Below are 18,565 nucleotides of genomic sequence, written 5' to 3'. Positions count from 1 at the left end.
CTTTGGGCCGGCCTTCCAACTCTATCCATAGCTTTAGCACTGGACCCGGACATTTTTCCTATCCTGTGGACAGACCTAGGATGGTGGCACTGGCCCCTTACCCCGAGGATGACTTTTGCGCAGTTTCATTTCCGCGGTGGCAGTGGTCCTTGCCTTGTTGCTCACGGCCGCCGCAGTTCCGGCTGCTTGGGCGGACGTCAACGTGGTCAAAGAGGACGGTTTCGTCCAGATGGCTGGCGCGTTGGGCAAAGATCCAGAGTTCCAAAGCCGCCTTGCTACAGCCGCAGTGGGGAACTTTGAGTCCTCCGTAGATCTTCCGGAGCCGCTCAAGTCGGTGGCTGCGGATGTCCTCAGAGGAGCTGCTTCCGGAATGCAGTCATGGCCCGAATACCCCAAAGCATGGGAGGAAACGGCCCGGAACAGTCATAGGTTGAACTTCGGAGGCGGTAAGCAGTCGGAGGAGACGGTATCGCATACAGCCCTGCTCCTGGACATCGGCCCCCTTGTCAGGCTCATCCGCGACCATTTGTCCTCAGCCAGCGGGCTACAGATTGAGGTCCCGGCGGAAAGCCTCGTGACCATGGGCGAGCCCTCGCAGAAGCTGCTCGTGGAACGGGTGGCGGCCTTCGCGCCGCTTTGGTGGCTCGCCGCCCTGGGTGCAATGGTGTCGGTGCTGTTGGCCGTCGCTGCAGCGCGTCGCCGCTCGATAGTATTTGTCTTCCTCGGACTCGGCGGTTTGGTGCTGGCTGCGCTGTGGTCGGCGATGGTTGACTGGGCTGGCGGACTGATGGGAAGCCTCTCCAGCGCCAATGGTGTTGCAGAGCTGTTCAAGCAGGAGTTCTTTTCGGCAGCCCGGACAGGCTTTGGTGATTGGATTGGTATCGCTGCTGTGGTGTCCGGTGGGTTCCTGGCATTGGGTGTCATCGCTTGGATCCTGTCCGCGAGACGGCGGTCACCTTCTGCCAGCGACCAGGTGCCGGGCCGGTAGCATGGAGGGATGACCAGCACAGCAGTTTCCATTCCGATGCCCACGGTGCCCCGCAGACGGCGATCACCGGAAGAGGTTCAGGCGGCGGCCCCGGTTACTGGACCCAAGAAGGTTCTGCTGGCGGCTCCGCGTGGCTATTGTGCCGGCGTGGACAGGGCCGTCATTGCTGTCGAGAAAGCCTTGGAACATTACGGACCGCCCGTCTACGTCCGCAAGCAGATCGTCCACAACGTCCATGTCGTAAGCTCCCTCGAAGAGCAAGGCGCCATTTTCGTAGAAGAAACTGATGAGGTTCCTGAAGGCGCCTTGGTGATCTTCTCGGCCCACGGCGTTTCCCCTGCCGTAGTCCAGTCCGCCGAAGACCGCGGTCTTCGCACCATTGACGCTACCTGCCCGCTTGTCACCAAGGTCCACCGTGAAGCGGTGCGCTTCGCCAAGGAGGACTACGACATCCTGCTCATTGGCCACGAGGGCCATGAGGAAGTCGAAGGAACAGCCGGCGAGGCCCCGGAACACATTCAGATCATCAACGGCCCGCACGAGGTAGACAAAGTCACCGTGCGGAACCCGGAGAAGACCATCTGGCTCTCCCAGACCACGCTGAGCGTGGACGAGACCATGGAGACCGTCCGCCTGCTCAAGGACCGGTTCCCCACGTTGCAGGATCCGCCCAGCGACGATATCTGCTATGCCACCACCAACCGGCAGGTGGCCATTAAGAAAATCGCTCCGCAGGCTGACCTGGTCATTGTGGTGGGTTCGGCCAACTCGTCCAACTCGGTGCGCCTGGTTGAAGTGGCTCTCGAGTATGGGGCACGCACCTCGTACCGCGTGGACTTCGCGAATGAGGTGGATGAAAGTTGGTTCGAGGGCGTGGCAACAGTTGGTGTCACCTCCGGAGCTTCCGTCCCCGAAGTACTCGTCCAGGACGTTCTCCGGCTTTTGGCGGACTACGGCTATGGCGAAGTCCAGGAAGTTGTCACGGCCGAGGAAGACCTTCTCTTCTCTTTGCCGAAGGAACTACGGGCAACCCTGAAGAAGGCTGGCGACGTGACCCGGGCCCTCGGTGGCCGTGGGAACCGGCCTGCGTCCTAGACGTACTTGTCCTAGATGTGTTTAGCAGGCCCGCTGTGGCAGCCACCCGTTTGGGAAGCTCTCACAGCGGGCCTGTCCTGTTAAGGCGCAGATCCCTACGGCCGTAGGGATGTCTTAGGCCGTGGTCGTCTCCTAAGCCGCATCTCTTAAGCTGCAGACTCCTCGGAGTCCACTGCGAGCAGCTCGGGCGCGGCCAGAGCCCGGGGGACTGCTTCGACGGACATGGGCGTGGCCAGTCCGGCGTCGTCCATGGTGTTAAGTTTGCGGGCGGTGGGGAGTACCCGTGCCTCCAGCGTGCCGACCATCGCGTTATAGCGATCCACTGATGTCTTCAAGGAGCTTCCGAGCTTCCCGACATTCTCGCCCAGCGTGCCCATGCGTTCGTAAAGCTGTTTGGCCAGTTCGAAGAGTTCGTGTGCGCTGTCCGTCAAGACATCCTGCCGCCATGTGAAGGCCACCGACTTGAGTACGGCCAGCAGTGTTCCCGGCGAGGCCAGGACGACGTTGCGGGAAAGGGCATGCTCCAGCAACGCCGGATCGGCTTCAAGGGCTGAGGCCAAAATCGACTCCGCGGGAAGGAAACAGATAACGAGCTCCGGGGAGTTGCCGGGAATGTCCCAGTACTTCTTGGCCGCCAGGGCATCGATGTGGGCTTTGAGTGCCTTGGCATGCTGTGCCAGGAGGGTCTTGGAATCATGGTTGGCCGTTGACATGACCGTTTCACCCATCGAGCCTTCACCGTGCAGCTGTTCCTGCGCCGCCAAATATGAAGCCAGGGGGACCTTGGCATCCACTACGAGTTGCTTGCCGCCCGGTAATTGCACCACAAGGTCCGGACGCAGCGTGTTCTCGTTCCGGCCTGAGTGCACTTGCTCATGGAAATCCACGTGGCGGAGCATTCCGGAGGCTTCGACAACCCTGCGCAACTGAACCTCGCCCCATTGGCCGCGGGCGCTGTTGGACCGTAGTGCCGAAGCAAGGGCATGCGTGGACCGCAGAAGCTGTTCGTCGGACAGCTTGGCGTCCTGAAGTTGCTGGGCAAGTTGACCATATTGCTCGACCCGGTCGCGTTCAAGGAGCGAGACCTGCTGCTGTACGGCAGTGAGCTTTTCGGCCACGGGACCCAAGGCGCGCAGCACGCTGCCGTCTGAGGTCCTTGATTCACTCAGCTCACGGTTCTGTGCGAACAGAAGCCGGCGTTCGGCGTCGGCGGCTGCGAGCTGGGCGGTCACCTCCGAAAGGCGCGACGAAACGGCGTCGAAGTCCTGTTCCAAGCCGGCCGCCCGGCGTCGGAAGACTACATATGCCGTACTGAGTCCCACTGCCGCTCCGATCAGCAGCATGAGCAAAGCCAAAACCAATCCAAATCCATCCATGTGGCAACCCTGTCACAGGGGTACGACAGTTTTAGCCGACAGGGCCGTTGACGGCGTACTCTTGCGGTGCGAACAAGCGTGGGCATGGTTGCAACGGGTAGAATAAATGCTCGTGGCTCTTACTATTGGCATCGTCGGACTGCCCAACGTCGGCAAATCAACTCTTTTCAACGCACTGACCCGCAATCAGGTGCTTGCTGCGAACTATCCGTTCGCAACGATCGAACCGAACGTCGGTGTCGTTAACCTGCCGGATCCCCGGCTGGCCAAGCTGGCGGAGATCTTTGGTTCCCAGAAGCTGCTTCCCGCTCCTGTGTCCTTTGTGGACATCGCCGGCATCGTGAAGGGCGCCTCCGAGGGCGAAGGCCTGGGCAACAAGTTCCTGGCCAACATCCGCGAGGCACAGGCCATCGCTCAGGTCGTCCGCGTATTTGATGACCCCGACGTTATCCACGTCGACGGCAAGGTTGATCCGCGCTCCGACATGGAGACCATCAACACCGAGCTGATCCTGGCAGACCTTCAGACCATCGAAAACGCGATCCCTCGCATCGAAAAAGAAGTCAAGATCAAGAAGCGCGAAGCAGCCGAGCTCGTTGCCATCAAGGCGGCCCAGGCAGTTCTGGAACGCGGCGACACGATTTTCAGCTCGATCAAGAGCGACAAACTGGAGATGGAGCACCTCAAGGAGCTCGGACTTCTCACCGCGAAGCCCTTTATCTACGTCTTCAACGCCGATGAAGGCATTCTTGGCGATCCGGCAAAGCAGGAAGAATTGCGCGCCCTGGTTGCTCCTGCTGACGCAGTATTCCTGGACGCAAAGCTCGAATCCGACCTCGTGGAACTGGACGAGGAAGAAGCCCGCGAGATGCTGGAAATGAACGGCCAGAGCGAGTCCGGCCTGGACCAGCTGGCCCGCGTTGGATTCCACACCCTTGGCCTGCAGACCTACCTCACCGCCGGTCCCAAGGAAACCCGGGCCTGGACCATTCGCCAGGGCGACACCGCGCCCCAAGCCGCTGGCGTGATCCACTCTGACTTCCAGCGTGGCTTCATCAAGGCCGAGGTTGTCTCCTTCGATGACCTGATCGACGCCGGTTCCATGGCTGAGGCAAAGTCCCGAGGCAAGGTCCGCATCGAAGGCAAAGAGTACGTCATGGCCGACGGCGATGTGGTGGAGTTCCGGTTTAACGTCTAAAACCAGGACGCTGCCCGGCTAGCGAGATTCTCAAGGGCCCCGGTTCAGAACATGAACCGGGGCTCTTTTTTTGCGCCTAAAACGGCTTGTCCTGCTGTCAGACAGCGAATATTACCACCGAGTAGCTTTTGACTTGAAATTCCCGCCAGTTTAGGCATCTGGAGGTTGCGGAACGGTTACAGTTTGGCCAGCGAGTCCCAACATCTGGACACAATGTGGGTAGGCTTACACACACATGTAGGCAACGTCACAGTAGGAAAGCTGTGTCCGCGCCTGGGGGTCATCACAAATTACCCCTGATCAACTCCACGACTCATAGGAGGCGGAATGCGTTTCTCGCGCACTTCCAAAGCTCTAGGCGTAGCGGCAATAATCGCCCTCGCAGTGACCGGTTGCGGCGGTGGCTCCGGCAGCAACACGAACAGCTCTGCCGCAGCCGACCCCAACAAGGTCATCACCGCATACAGCAACGAACCGCAGCACCCGCTGCTTCCCGCAAACACCAACGAGGTGTACGGCGGCCGCGTTGTCGAGCTGCTGTTCGAAGGCCTCCGCGCCTACGATGCCAGCGGCAAGCCGGTCAACGCGCTGGCCGAATCCATTGACACCACGGACTCGCAGAACTGGACCATCAAAGTTAAGTCCGGTGCCAAGTTCACGAATGGCGAGGAAATCACAGCCAAGACGTTCGTTGACTCCTGGAACTTTGCAGCGCTGAGCACCAACCTCCAGAACAACGGCTTCTTCTTCGAGTCCATCGAAGGCTATGCCGATGTCAGCGCCGTGAATGAAACCACCGGGGCCGACGGCAAGAAGACCTCCACTCCAGCACCGAAGGCTCAGACGATGTCCGGTCTGGCAGCCAAAGACGACCAGACTATTACGGTGAAGCTGTCCCAGCCTGAGGCTGACTGGTCACTGCGTCTGGGCTACTCCGCCTTCTACCCGCTGCCCTCCGCTGCTCTCAAAGACCCGAAGACTTTCGGTGAAAACCCGGTTGGCAACGGCCCCTACAAGTTCGCCAAGGATGGTTCCTGGGTACACGACCAGTCAATCTCGCTGGTCAAGAACCCTGACTACAACGGTCCGCGAGCTGCCAAGAACGGTGGCGTGACCTTCAAGTTCTACACGGACCCGGGTCCCGCTTACACGGATCTCCAGGCGGACAACCTTGACGTCACCGACGTCCTGCCATCGAACGCACTGAAGACGTACACCACGGACTTTCAGGATCGTAACTCCACCAAGCCGGTTGCCAACAACTCCACCCTGAACATTCCGGGTTACAACCCGAACTTCCAGGGCGAAGCAGGCAAGCTGCGCCGCCAGGCGCTGTCCCACGCCATCAACCGTGAGGAGATCACCAAGGTCATCTTCAACGGCACCCGCACCCCTGCCACTGAATTCACGGCACCCGTGCTGGATGGCTACAGCGACAAGATCCCGGGCAACGATGTTCTGAAGTTCGATGTCCAGAAGGCTAAAGACCTTTGGGCGCAGGCTGAAAAGATCCAGCCATACGATGCTTCCAAGCCGCTCCAGATTGCTTCCAACACCGATGGTGGCAACAAGGAATGGATCGACGCCGTGGCCAACGGCTTCAAGAACAACCTCGGAATCCAAGCCGAAATCCAGCCGTTCGCGAAGTTCGCTGAAGTCCTGGACCTGCGCAAGTCCCAGTCACTCCCGGGCCTGACCCGCTCTGGCTGGCAGGGTGACTACCCGTCGCTCTATAACTTCCTTGGACCGGTGTGGGCAACCAACGCATCGTCGAACTACGAGAAGTACTCGAACCCGGAGTTCGACAAACTGCTCAAGGAAGGCCTTGCGGCCAAGACGCCTCAAGACGCCAATACCAAGTTCAACAAGGCACAGGAAATCCTGTTCCAGGATCTCCCCGGCCTGCCCCTGTGGTACCTGAACCGTCCGATTGTGTGGAGCAACAACGTTGTGAAGGCCGAGACCGGCTGGAACGGCGGAATCCTCTACTACAACATCGAGGCCAAGTAGTCCTCAGGATCTGAACTTGCCGTGAGGCATGGGGGCCCGGCCATCGTGCCGGGCCCCCAATTGCTTGCTTCGGCAGGAAGGCAAACATGACACACCTACAACCGTCCATAGAGAGCGGGGTGAACCGTGGTCCGCTACATTCTGCGTAGGCTCCTCCAGGTGATTCCCGTCTTCCTGGGAACCACACTCCTTGTCTACTACATGGTGTTCGCCCTTCCCGGTGACCCCATCGCAGCGCTCTTCGGCGATCGCCAACCTCCTCAGAGCGTCATCGACGCACTGAGGAACCAGTACAACCTTGACCAGCCGTTCTGGGTGCAGTACGGGATCTTCCTGAAGAACCTGTTCACCTTCAACCTCGGCGTTGACTTTACGCAACAACCCATTGCAGCTTCGCTTGCAAGGGCATTCCCGGTGACCGCGATGCTCGCTGTTGAAGCACTTATTATCCAGGCCGTCTTCGGCATCGCGTTCGGCGTTTTCGCCGGTCTGCGCAAGGGTAAGCTCTTTGACTCCACCGTCCTGGTCGCCTCACTGGTGGTCATTGCTGTTCCCACGTTCGTCCTCGGCTTTGTCTTCCAGCTCGTGTTCGGTGTCCAGCTTGGCTGGGCAAAACCGACCGTTGGGGCCAACGCCGACTGGGGCAACCTGATCCTGCCCGCAGTGGTCCTGGGCCTGGTCTCGTTCGCGTACGTGCTGCGCCTGACCCGTGCATCAGTCAGCGAAAACATGAACGCCGACTATGTGCGGACTGCAACGGCCAAGGGACTTTCCCGCCCGCGCGTCGTGATGGCGCACATTCTGAGGAACTCGCTGATTCCAGTGGTGACCTATCTCGGTGCGAACCTCGGTGGCCTCATGGGCGGTGCAATTGTCACCGAAGGTATCTTCAACGTCCCGGGAGTTGGCAACAAGCTTTTCCAAGCCATTCAGCGCAGCGAAGGCCCCACCATCGTTGTGATCGTCAGTGTCCTTGTTCTTGTCTTTGTTGTCACCAATCTCCTGGTTGACCTCCTGTACGCCTGGCTTGACCCGAGGATCCGCTATGACCAGTAACACCGAACACTTCGTCGCCCCAATCGATGAGACTCCGCTGCAGGCCACGGACACCGTCAAGCTTGAACAGGCGCCCCTCAGCCTTTGGGCCGATGCCTGGCGCAAGCTGCGCCGGCGCCCGCTGTTCATTATCTCTGCGCTGCTGATCCTTCTGTTGACGACCGTCGCACTTTTCCCGGGCCTGTTTACGAGCGTTGCGCCCGACAACGACTGTCAGTTGGCCAACTCGGAGGCAGGACCCACTTCCGGACACCCGCTCGGTTTCACGCTGCAAGGCTGTGACGTCTATTCGCGTGTCATCCATGGCACGCAAGCTTCACTGTCCGTGGGTGTCCTGTCTGTGCTCTGCGTGATCGTCATCGGTGTGACCCTGGGTGCACTGGCCGGATACTACGGCGGCTGGCTCGATGCTGTACTGGCCCGTTTGGGTGACATCTTTTTCGCCCTCCCCATCATCTTGGGCGCCCTCGTCATCACGCAGCTGCCGTTCTTCCGGGAAAACAGGGGCGTCTGGACCGTCGTCATCACCATATCCATGCTGGCGTGGCCCCAGATGGCACGAATCACCAGAGGGGCCGTCATCGAGGTACGCAACGCGGACTTCGTTACGGCGGCCCGGTCTCTCGGTGTTTCCAAATTCGGGGCGCTGGTCAAGCACGCCTTGCCAAATGCCCTGGCTCCGGTAATTGTTCTGGCCACGCTGGAACTTGGCGTATTCATCGTCCTGGAAGCGACATTGTCCTTCCTTGGCGTCGGGCTGCCTACCAGCGTGATGTCGTGGGGTAACGACATTTCAGCGGCCAATGCCTCTATTCGAACCAACCCCGGAATCCTGCTCTATCCGGCAGCCGCCCTGTCCATCACCGTCCTGAGCTTCATCATGCTTGGCGACGCCGTTCGCGATGCTCTTGATCCCAAGAGCCGTCAGCGCTAAGGAGGCGAACATGGCTTCTGCCAACGTAAGAATCAATGAAGTCACGGCACAGGTACGGCCAATCCTGGAAATCAAGGATCTGGCCATCACCTTCAAGACTGGCTCGGGTGAAGTGAAGGCCGTCAAAAACGCCCACTTAACCATCATGCCCGGCGAAACCGTCGCGATTGTCGGGGAGTCCGGTTCAGGAAAGTCGACGACGGCCCTGGCTGCCATCGGCTTGTTGCCGAACAATGGACGCGTCTCGGGTGGGCAGATTCTGCTGGATGGCGAGGATATCTCCCATGCACCTGAAAGGCGCATGATTGAGCTCCGCGGTAGCCACATCGGTATGGTTCCCCAGGACCCAATGTCCAACCTCAATCCCGTATGGAAGATCGGTTACCAGGTTCGCGAGACCCTCAAGGCCAACGGTCGTCCGGACGGACCCGAAGACGTCGCCCGCGTTTTGGCGGAGGCGGGTCTTCCGGATGCTGCGCGGCGAGCCAAGCAGTATCCGCACGAGTTCTCCGGCGGTATGCGGCAGCGGGCTCTTATCGCTATCGGTCTGAGTTGCCAGCCCAAGCTCTTGATTGCGGATGAGCCTACCTCGGCATTGGACGTCACCGTCCAGCGCAAAATCCTGGATCACTTGGACAAAATGACTACAGAGCTCGGTACATCGGTGCTGCTCATCACGCACGACCTCGGCCTTGCTGCCGAGCGCGCGGACAAAGTAGTCGTGATGTACCAGGGCAACGTTGTGGAGGCGGGTCCTTCACTGGAACTGCTGCAAAACCCGCAGCACCCCTACACGAAGCGCCTCGTGGAATCGGCGCCCTCGCTCGCCTCCCGCCGCATTCAGGTAGCGAAGGAGCTGGGCGTGGAGGCCAGCGACCTCTTGGCGCCTGTCGCGGCAATTAAGAAGCATGCAACGGACGAGGTCCTCCAGATCCGGAACCTGCGCAAGATCTACAAGCTCCGGCAGGGCCTGGGCAAGACCTCGGACTTCGCTGCTGTGGACGACATCAGCTTCAGCGTCAAGCGCGGAACCACCACGGCGATCGTGGGGGAGTCGGGTTCAGGTAAATCCACCGTGGCCAAGATGGTCCTTCAACTTGAGAAGCCCACCGAGGGCCAGATTGTGTTCGACGGCGTCGACACGGCTGGACTCAAAGGTAAGGACCTCTTCAAGTTCCGGCGCCGCGTCCAGCCGATTTTCCAGGATCCCTACGGCTCCCTGGACCCGATGTACAACATCTTCCGAACCATCGAAGAGCCTCTGCGGGTACACAAGATCGGAAATGCGGCTAGCCGCGAGAAGAAGGTTCGCGAGCTGTTGGACCAAGTGGCTTTGCCGCAGTCCATGATGCAGAGGTATCCGAATGAGCTCTCTGGTGGGCAGCGCCAGCGTATTGCCATTGCCCGTGCGTTGGCCCTGGACCCTGAAGTGATCATCTGTGATGAAGCCGTTTCGGCCTTGGACGTCCTGGTCCAGGCCCAAGTGCTGAACCTTCTGGCGGATCTCCAGGACAACCTCGGCTTGACGTACTTGTTCATCACCCACGACCTCGCCGTCGTGCGCCAGATCGCTGACCACGTCTGCGTCATGGAAAAGGGCCAGCTCGTGGAAACGGGCAGCACGGACGATGTCTTCGACAACCCGCGCGAGGCCTACACGCAGGCCCTGTTGGATGCCATTCCTGGCGGTTCGCTGCTGCTGCCGCCCGCGGTGGCCTGATCGGCGTCGTCTCTCTGCTGACGAGACAACGGCAAGAGCCGGTGGTTCCCACATGTGGGAACCACCGGCTCTTGCCGTTAAGCACTCGTTGTTAGGCCTGCTCTGCGTGCCAAATCACCCATAAAGGGCGCAAAGCAGGCCCCACAACGGCCGTTATTGGGGTGAAACAGACGAATCCGTGTCCGGGCGGGCTGTGAGGCCAAGTGCGGTCAACTCCCGCGCCAGAACACTGCCCAGCTTCGCGTGTCCCGAGGGCTTCATATGGACGCCGTCCTGTAGGTCGGCAACGGCATCGTAACGGGTCAACCAATCGCCCGTGCTGACAAATGGAATGGCGTGCTTGGCGGCGATACGGCCCAAAAGTGCATCCACCTCTGAACGGCGGCCACCACCGTTGCCGGCTCCGCGGGCCAACGTTCCGATCATTGCGAGCCGGGCGCCGGGATAGCGTTTCTTGAGCGCGGCGAGGAGGCGGTCGGCGTTACTGGTGATTTGGGCGTCTGTGGCCTTTTGGGTGGCGTCATTGCCGCCACCCTGGACCACGATCAGCGGCGGATCACCGTAGGGGAGCAGCCAGTCCCCCCGCTGCAGGGCGTCGATATAATTCCCTGTCTTGCCGTTGGAGGCCACAAAGCCCGTGCCACCCATGCCGACCACGTGCAACTTGTACCCAAGCGCCGAAATTCCCCTTTGCGGCCATGAGTCTTTTGGCATGGCCTGGGAGTCGCCGATCAACACGGCCGTGTGGCGCACATCGGCAAGGACCACTTCGTCGCGGCCATTCGCCGGATTCCTGTAAAGCGAGCCCACTGGCAGATCCAGGGCGCTCGGAGCGGGTGCCACCCGTAGGGGTTTGTCCGCCGCTGACGTCGCCGCAGGCACGGGCGCGGCTGAGCGCGAGGGGGCGGATTGTGGGGTTGCTTGGTTTGGTCCGCAGCCGACCACCAGAACGCCAACGGCGATCAAGGGTGCGAGCAGGCGGAACGCGGCCGAGGCTTTGCGCATCGTTGGTCTCCGTATGGCACTGGTTCTGCAGCAATCATGGGGCACAGGGAGCAGAAAATCCAGCATCTGGACTGCCGGTTACTAAAGCGTGATGTGCTGTGATCGACGCCACAACCGAGGGCTAAATGGCTTGCTTTTTAGGCTGATAAATGCAACTGCGTTTAGACTTGCTGTAGGTGCCCTGTGTCCCGGGGTCTTTTCGTTGTGTGTTCCGATCACGTGATCAGGTATGCGCGCGGATAAAAACAACTGACTTCACCACTGAAACGAGTCATAAACGCATGTCTGAAACCATCACCAACACTGCGTCGCGGAGCGATCTGCGCAACGTCGCGATCGTCGCACACGTTGACCACGGTAAGACCACCCTGGTCGACGCCATGCTCAAGCAGACCAACTCCTTCGCTTCCCACGGTGAGGTTGAGGACCGCGTCATGGACTCCGGTGACCTGGAGCGCGAAAAGGGCATTACGATCCTCGCCAAGAACACCACGGTTGCCTACAACGGCCCGTCGTCCAACGGCGAAACCATCACCATCAACGTCATCGACACCCCCGGCCACGCCGACTTCGGTGGCGAGGTTGAGCGCGGTCTTTCCATGGTCGACGGCGTTGTCCTGCTGGTCGACTCCTCCGAAGGCCCGCTTCCCCAGACCCGTTTCGTGTTGCGCAAGGCCCTTGCTGCGCACCTTCCGGTGATCCTCCTGGTCAACAAGACGGACCGTCCCGACGCCCGCATCGACGAAGTTGTCCACGAGTCCATGGACCTGCTCCTGGGCCTGGCTTCGGACCTTGCAGACGAAGTCCCGGACCTGGACCTGGACAAGGTCCTTGAGGTTCCGGTTGTCTACGCTGCTGCCAAGGTTGGCCGCGCCTCCCTGGACCAGCCGGACAACGGCTCCGCCCCGGAGAACGAGGACCTTGAGCCGCTTTTCAAGACCATCATCGAGCACATCCCGGCTCCCACATACAACCCGGATGGCGTGCTTCAGGCACACGTGACCAACCTGGACGCCTCGCCGTTCCTTGGCCGCCTCGCCCTGCTCCGGATCTACAATGGCACGCTCCGCAAGGGCCAGACCGTAGCTTGGGCCCGCGCCAACGGTGAACTCAAGAACGTCAAGATCACCGAACTCCTGGCCACCAAGGCACTGACCCGCGTTCCTACCGAGTCGGCCGGTCCGGGTGAGATTGTTGCCGTCGCAGGTATCGAGGAAATCACCATCGGTGAAACCCTTACGGACGCCGAGAACCCGCAGCCGCTGCCGCTGATCACTGTGGATGATCCTGCGATCTCCATGACCATCGGTATCAACACCTCGCCCCTGGCTGGCAAGGTCAAGGGCGCCAAGGTTACTGCCCGCCAGGTGAAGGATCGCCTGGACAAGGAACTGATCGGTAACGTCTCCATCAAGGTTCTGCCCACCGAGCGTCCCGACGCTTGGGAAGTACAGGGCCGTGGCGAGCTCGCCCTGGCGATCCTCGTTGAGCAGATGCGCCGCGAAGGCTTCGAACTGACCGTTGGCAAGCCGCAGGTAGTCACCAAGACCATCGACGGCAAGATCCACGAGCCGATGGAACACATGACCATCGACGTCCCCGAAGAGTACCTCGGTGCCGTGACGCAGCTCATGGCCGCCCGCAAGGGCCGCATGACCAACATGGCCAACCACGGCACAGGCTGGTGCCGCATGGAATTCATCGTTCCGGCCCGTGGCCTGATCGGTTTCCGCACCAAGTTCCTCACCGACACCCGCGGTGCCGGTATTGCGGCCTCTATCTCCGAGGGCTACGAGCCGTGGGCCGGTCCCATCGAATACCGCACCAACGGTTCGATGGTTGCCGACCGCGCGGGCGTCGTCACGCCGTTCGCCATGATCAACCTGCAGGAGCGCGGTTCCTTCTTCGTGAAGCCCACCTCCGAGGTTTACGAAGGCATGATCGTGGGCGAGAACTCACGCGCCGACGACATGGACGTCAACATCACCAAGGAAAAGAAGCTCACCAACATGCGTGCTGCTTCCTCGGACACCTTCGAGAACCTGACGCCGCCGCGCGATCTGACGCTTGAGGAGTCCCTCGAATTCGCCCGTGAAGACGAGTGTGTTGAGGTGACGCCGGAGGACATCCGTATCCGCAAGGTCATCCTCGATTCCAACGAGCGTGCCAAGGCCAACCGCGCCCGCGCCAAGGCATAGTCCCGCCCGGTCGAATCCGGCTGGACCAGCAGCATGAACAAGGGAGTCGTCAGTACGGCCCGTGGCATCGCCACGGCCGTGCCGGCGGCTCTTTTTGTTGCTGCGGCAGGCACGGCATTGCACCGGCAAGCGGTGGTGCTGTCCGGCGTCGACGTCCCCTGGGGCGTCGGGGCAGCGCTCTTGATGCTTGCGTCGGTCCAGTTGTGGCTGGCGGCGTGGTCGGCTTCAGTTATTCCGACGGCGGTAGCTGGCGTAGTGGCATACGCCGGCGTCGGTGCGTTGTCGTCCGGGGGACCCGGCAAACAGTTGTTGCTGGGCGACGCCGTGGGCAACATCTGGGTATTTGGCATTGCAGTGGTCACGTTGATCATGCTTGTGGTAGCCAGTCGGCTACGGATGCGCTGGCGGAGCGCTTTTCAAGTCGCAGCTGCTAACGCTGCCCGCGCCGGGGCGGCGGAGGAGGAACTTCCTTCGCCGCGATGACCAACTCAAGCGGAATTTCGACGTCGGATGCCCGGGTGCGTACGGTGCAGCTGCTTTCCGTGGTGGTCACGAGATACCCCAGCGCGTCTGTCAGACCGTCCTGAATCCTGTAGCGGACCACCACCCGAATGCCCGGCTGGGCTTTGAGCAGGAATTCTCGAGGTGGCAAATACGGGGGAGTCACCGTTTCATACTAAGACGCGAGCTAGGTTGGCGTCATAGCACTGTTGGATAATAGGCTGAGAAGTTGAGTGTCCGGCATGCTGCCGGCCGTATTACCCCGGCATGGCCGGGACAAACCGTGGAGAGGTCTGGGACGTGACGTACGTAATCGCGCAGCCGTGTGTAGATGTCAAGGACAAGGCATGTATTGAAGAATGCCCTGTTGACTGCATTTACGAAGGTGAGCGTTCCCTCTACATCCACCCCGATGAATGCGTCGACTGTGGTGCCTGCGAACCCGTATGCCCTGTTGAAGCCATCTACTACGAGGATGACACCCCGGAAGAGTGGGCTGATTACTACAAAGCAAACGTCGAGTTCTTTGATGACCTCGGTTCCCCGGGCGGTGCTGCGAAGATTGGCAACACCGGCAAGGACCACCCGTTCATCGCCGCCCTGCCCCCGCAGAACCAAGACCACTAAGGGCGGTTGCTTCCTTGATTTCCGCGGCACCGGCCTTTGGCCTTAACCTGCCCGACTACCCGTGGGAGGCAATGGCGCCGTATGTGGCAACAGCTGCCAAGCATCCCGGGGGAGTGGTTAACCTGTCCATTGGGACGCCGGTCGACCCCACTCCCGGACTGATCCGGGACGCGCTGGCTTCAGCGTCGGATGCCCACGGCTACCCAACTGTGCATGGCACCGAAGCCTTGCGGCAGGCTGTCGTGGATTGGTTTGCCGCCCGCCGCGGCGTCATGGGCTTGAATCCTCGGGACGTCATGCCCACAGTTGGTTCGAAGGAATTGGTGGCCTGGTTGCCCTTCCTTCTCGGACTGGGCTCCGGTGATGTGGTGGTACGGCCGACCGTTGCCTACCCCACCTATGACATCGGCGCGATGCTGGCAGGAGCCACAGCCGTAGCGGCGGATAGCTTGGACGAATTGGATGCCGCCACGCGGGCCAGGGTTCGCCTGGTGTGGATCAACTCGCCGGGCAATCCCACGGGCAGCGTCCGGAGTGTCGAATCGTTGCGGGACATCGTCAGCCAGGCACGCGAAGTCGGCGCCGTTGTGGCCTCCGACGAATGTTATGCGGAGCTGGGCTGGGGCGAGTGGGATGTCCAGCGCGGGGGAGAAGCTGTTCCGAGCATCCTGGACCCGCGGGTCTCCGGTGGTTCTACCGATGGCCTGCTCTGTGTCTACTCCCTGAGTAAGCAGTCAAACCTCGCTGGCTATCGCGCCGCGTTTGTTGCTGGTGACTCCGCAATTATGGCCAACCTCGTGAACAGCCGGAAGCACGCAGGGATGATCGTGCCCTATCCTGTGCAGGAGGCGATGCGCGTCGCCTTGGGCGATTCGGGCCACGTACTTGCCCAGAAGGATCTCTATCGCGGGCGCCGCGAGAGGATCGTTCCGGCCCTTGAGAAGTTCGGATTGCAGATCCATGAGTCCAAGGCCGGCCTTTATCTATGGTCCACGGCCGGTGAAGCAACGTGGGACACGGTGGCCCGTTTTGCTGAGCTTGGGATCGTCGTGGGTCCTGGCGTCTTCTACGGCGATGCCGGCAACGGCTTCGTCCGGGTGGCACTTACCGGCAGCGATGAACGCATTGACGCAGCCGTGGAGAGGTTAAGCGCAAGCTCATAACAATGCTGTGACTTGTGCCACAAGTCGCGTCATTCCGCCAGTAACCGGACGGAACGGATTAGTTCCGGAGGGTTACTGGCGGTAGCTTTTTAACTGACTATCAATGGTGGCCTTCAATAAGAAAGCACTGCGGTCGTTGGAGCCCTGCAACAGTGGGGCCGAAGACGGCGTCACCAGAAGTTGGTTGGACAAGCGTTCTATAGAGGCCCAGAGGCCTCATGAAGGGGACTCCATGACTGAGACCACCAGCGCGACACTGCGCCATGCCGGCGGCGAACTCGAACTGCCGCGCATCCAGGTTGTAGAAGGAAACGAAGGTTATGACGTTTCCAAGCTGCTGAAGCAGACGGGCGCCGTTGCCTATGACCCCGGCTTCATGAACACAGCGGCCACTACCTCGGCCATCACGTACATCGACGGCGACGCAGGCATCCTGCGCTACCGCGGGTACCCGATCGAGCAGCTCGCCCAGCACTCGAGCTTCCTTGAAGTTTCCTACCTGCTGATCTACGGCAACCTCCCTACTCCCACGGAGCTGGAAGAGTTCGATCAGCGCATTCGGCGCCACACGCTCCTGCACGAGGAACTGAAGGGCTTCTTCGGCGGATTCCCGCGCGACGCCCACCCTATGCCGGTGCTTTCCTCGGCGGTTTCGGCGTTGTCCACGTTCTACCAGGACTCGCTGGATCCCTTCAACGCGGAGCACGTGGAAGTTTCCACCATCCGCCTCATGGCCAAGCTGCCGGTTATTGCCGCTTACGCCCACAAGAAGTCCATCGGCCAGCCGATGCTCTACCCGGACAACTCCATGAACCTCGTGGAAAACTTCCTGCGCCTGAGCTTCGGCCTCCCGGCCGAGCAGTACGAGCTGGACCCCGTTGTGGTCAAGGCACTGGACCTGCTGCTGATTCTGCACGCTGACCACGAGCAGAACTGTTCCACCTCCACCGTCCGCTTGGTAGGTTCCTCCAACGCGAACCTCTTTGCCTCGGTGTCTGCTGGCATCAACGCCCTCTTCGGTCCCGCCCACGGTGGCGCCAACGAGGCCGTCCTGAAGATGCTCCGCCAGATCCAGGCCGACGGCATCAAGCCCGAGGACTACATGGAGAAGGTCAAGAACAAGGAAGACGGCGTCCGCCTCATGGGCTTCGGGCACCGCGTCTACAAAAACTACGATCCCCGGGCCAAGATCATCAAGGCAACGGCCCACGAGGTCCTCGGCAAGCTCGGCGGCAACGACGAACTGCTGGACATCGCCATGCGCCTTGAAGAGAAGGCCCTGGCCGACGACTACTTCATCCAGCGCAAGCTGTACCCGAACGTCGACTTCTACACCGGCCTCATCTACAAGGCCATGGGCTTCCCGGAGAAGATGTTCACCGTCCTCTTCGCCATCGGCCGCCTCCCGGGCTGGATTGCCCAGTGGCGCGAAATGATCAACGATCCCCAGACCAAGATCGGCCGCCCGCGGCAGCTCTACACAGGGGAGCCGGAGCGCAACTACCCGGCCAACTAACAACCGGCCAAATATCGACGGCGGCCGCCCACCTCGGCGAGGTGGGCGGCCGCCGTCGTTGGTCGCGTGGCTTCTTTGCCGACTAGGCGTTGCCAGCCGTTGCGGGTTCCGCGGCGTTGTACCCGTAAGGGTTATTCTTCTGCCAGCGCCAGTGGTCCTCGCACATCTGGTCCACGTTCTTCGTGGTGGACCACCCCAGGTCCGCGAGGGCAGACGAGGCGTCGGCCCAGAAAGCGGGAAGATCGCCGGCACGGCGGCCCGTGATCTCGTAGGGCAGTTCATGTCCCACGGCCTTTTCGAAGGACCGCAGTACCTCCAGGACGGAGGAGCCCTTGCCGGAGCCAAGATTCCAACGGCGGACCCCCGCGCGCTCTGCAATGTAGTTCAGCGCGGCCACGTGGCCTTCTGCGAGATCCACCACGTGGATGTAGTCGCGCTGCGCCGTTCCATCGGGAGTGTCATAGTCGCCACCGAAAACCATCAGCTTCTCGCGGCGCCCCACGGCAACCTGGGCGATGAACGGAACGAGGTTGTTGGGGATGCCCTGTGGGTCCTCACCGATGCGGCCGGACGGGTGGGCCCCAACCGGGTTGAAGTAGCGCAGCAGTGCGATATGCCAGCGATCGTCAGCGTTGCCAAGATCCGAGAGGATGTCCTCGATCTGTTCCTTGGTGCGGCCGTAAGGGTTGTTGGCACCGATTTCCATCTTCTCGATGTACGGAATCGGATTGTGCTCGCCATAAACCGTGGCGGAGGAGCTAAAGACGATGGAACGGACGTTGTGCTTGTCCATCGCGCGGAGCAGGTTCAGGGTGCCCACGATGTTGTTGTAGTAGTACGCCAAGGGCTCCTGGACGGATTCGCCCACGGCCTTGAGTCCCGCGAAGTGGATCACGGCGTCGATCTGGTGCTGGTCGAACACCGCCTCGACGGCGGGCTCGTCCACCAGGTCCACCTTGTGGAAGGCTGCTGTCTTGCCAGTGAGCTCGGAAACCCTCCGCAGGGATTCTTCGCTGGAGTTCACGAGGTTATCGATCACGACGACGTCATGGCCGGCTTCCTGAAGGGACAGAACGGTGTGCGAACCGATATAGCCGGTGCCACCCGTGACAAGAATTTTCATGATGTCTACGCTATCGGAAATCGGAGCCACGCCGCTCAGTGTTGAGTGGTGTTGA

The 18,565-nt window shown here is 60.8% G+C and carries 15 protein-coding genes; 12 read left to right on the top strand and 3 right to left on the bottom strand.

Annotation, left to right across the window (positions count from 1 at the left end):
• The first annotated feature begins 115 nt into the window (after window positions 1-115).
• Both LDN75_RS17305 and LDN75_RS17300 read left to right on the top strand, forming a co-directional pair.
• A complete protein-coding gene (locus LDN75_RS17305) occupies window positions 116-988 on the top strand; it encodes a hypothetical protein (protein WP_223933793.1) in 873 nt (290 codons plus the stop codon).
• A gap of 9 nt (window positions 989-997) precedes the next feature.
• The gene (locus tag LDN75_RS17300) at window positions 998-2,083 is read left to right on the top strand and encodes a 4-hydroxy-3-methylbut-2-enyl diphosphate reductase (protein WP_223933792.1); all 1,086 of its coding nucleotides are present in this window, start codon (window positions 998-1,000) and stop codon (window positions 2,081-2,083) included.
• 146 nt (window positions 2,084-2,229) lie between these two features.
• Here the strand turns inward: LDN75_RS17300 and LDN75_RS17295 are convergent, their stop codons facing one another.
• On the bottom strand, window positions 2,230-3,459 hold the full coding sequence (locus LDN75_RS17295) for a DNA recombination protein RmuC (RefSeq protein WP_223933790.1): 1,230 nt from the start codon (window positions 3,457-3,459) through the stop codon (window positions 2,230-2,232).
• Between the two features lie 112 nt (window positions 3,460-3,571).
• On the opposite strand from LDN75_RS17295, the gene ychF reads away from it, so the two are divergent.
• From ychF to LDN75_RS17270, 5 genes are all read left to right on the top strand, one after another.
• On the top strand, window positions 3,572-4,657 hold the full coding sequence (ychF, locus tag LDN75_RS17290; RefSeq protein ID WP_223933788.1) for a redox-regulated ATPase YchF: 1,086 nt from the start codon (window positions 3,572-3,574) through the stop codon (window positions 4,655-4,657).
• Window positions 4,658-4,984: 327 nt separating this feature from the next.
• On the top strand, window positions 4,985-6,667 hold the full coding sequence (locus tag LDN75_RS17285; RefSeq protein ID WP_223933787.1) for an ABC transporter substrate-binding protein: 1,683 nt from the start codon (window positions 4,985-4,987) through the stop codon (window positions 6,665-6,667).
• Window positions 6,668-6,793: 126 nt separating this feature from the next.
• Window positions 6,794-7,723, top strand: coding sequence for an ABC transporter permease (locus LDN75_RS17280; RefSeq protein ID WP_216925185.1), 930 nt, complete (start codon window positions 6,794-6,796; stop codon window positions 7,721-7,723).
• A complete protein-coding gene (locus LDN75_RS17275) occupies window positions 7,713-8,657 on the top strand; it encodes an ABC transporter permease (RefSeq protein WP_223933785.1) in 945 nt (314 codons plus the stop codon). The genes LDN75_RS17280 and LDN75_RS17275 overlap by 11 nt, the downstream gene beginning before the upstream one ends.
• A gap of 10 nt (window positions 8,658-8,667) precedes the next feature.
• Entirely contained in the window at window positions 8,668-10,377 is a 1,710-nt protein-coding gene (locus tag LDN75_RS17270) for an ABC transporter ATP-binding protein (RefSeq protein ID WP_223933783.1), read from the top strand.
• Between the two features lie 153 nt (window positions 10,378-10,530).
• On the opposite strand, the gene LDN75_RS17265 is transcribed toward LDN75_RS17270, so the two are convergent.
• Entirely contained in the window at window positions 10,531-11,382 is an 852-nt protein-coding gene (locus tag LDN75_RS17265; protein WP_223933781.1) for an SGNH/GDSL hydrolase family protein, read from the bottom strand.
• A gap of 281 nt (window positions 11,383-11,663) precedes the next feature.
• On the opposite strand from LDN75_RS17265, the gene typA reads away from it, so the two are divergent.
• The 5 genes from typA to LDN75_RS17240 all read left to right on the top strand — a co-directional run bounded on the left by typA (window position 11,664) and on the right by LDN75_RS17240 (window position 17,387).
• Window positions 11,664-13,580 (top strand): translational GTPase TypA, encoded by a 1,917-nt coding sequence (gene typA, locus LDN75_RS17260; RefSeq protein WP_223933779.1) that lies wholly within the window; start codon window positions 11,664-11,666, stop codon window positions 13,578-13,580.
• 33 nt (window positions 13,581-13,613) lie between these two features.
• On the top strand, window positions 13,614-14,063 hold the full coding sequence (locus LDN75_RS17255; RefSeq protein WP_223933777.1) for a hypothetical protein: 450 nt from the start codon (window positions 13,614-13,616) through the stop codon (window positions 14,061-14,063).
• A gap of 318 nt (window positions 14,064-14,381) precedes the next feature.
• Window positions 14,382-14,708 (top strand): ferredoxin, encoded by a 327-nt coding sequence (fdxA, locus tag LDN75_RS17250; RefSeq protein WP_018776555.1) that lies wholly within the window; start codon window positions 14,382-14,384, stop codon window positions 14,706-14,708.
• Between the two features lie 14 nt (window positions 14,709-14,722).
• Complete coding sequence (dapC, locus tag LDN75_RS17245; RefSeq protein WP_223933775.1) at window positions 14,723-15,871, top strand: succinyldiaminopimelate transaminase; 1,149 nt, start codon at window positions 14,723-14,725, stop codon at window positions 15,869-15,871.
• Between the two features lie 232 nt (window positions 15,872-16,103).
• A complete protein-coding gene (locus LDN75_RS17240) occupies window positions 16,104-17,387 on the top strand; it encodes a citrate synthase (protein WP_223933774.1) in 1,284 nt (427 codons plus the stop codon).
• 82 nt (window positions 17,388-17,469) lie between these two features.
• Here LDN75_RS17240 and galE read toward each other — a convergent pair whose 3' ends face one another.
• Window positions 17,470-18,510 carry a UDP-glucose 4-epimerase GalE gene (galE, locus tag LDN75_RS17235; protein WP_223933773.1) on the bottom strand — a complete coding sequence of 347 codons (1,041 nt, stop codon included), beginning with the start codon at window positions 18,508-18,510 and terminating at the stop codon, window positions 17,470-17,472.
• Between the last annotated feature and the right edge of the window lie 55 nt (window positions 18,511-18,565).

It is taken from the genome of Arthrobacter sp. StoSoilB5, from assembly GCF_019977235.1.
Classification (GTDB): Bacteria; Actinomycetota; Actinomycetes; order Actinomycetales; family Micrococcaceae; genus Arthrobacter.
Note: the sequence above shows the minus strand (reverse complement) of the source record. Positions and strands in the feature narration are given on the sequence as shown.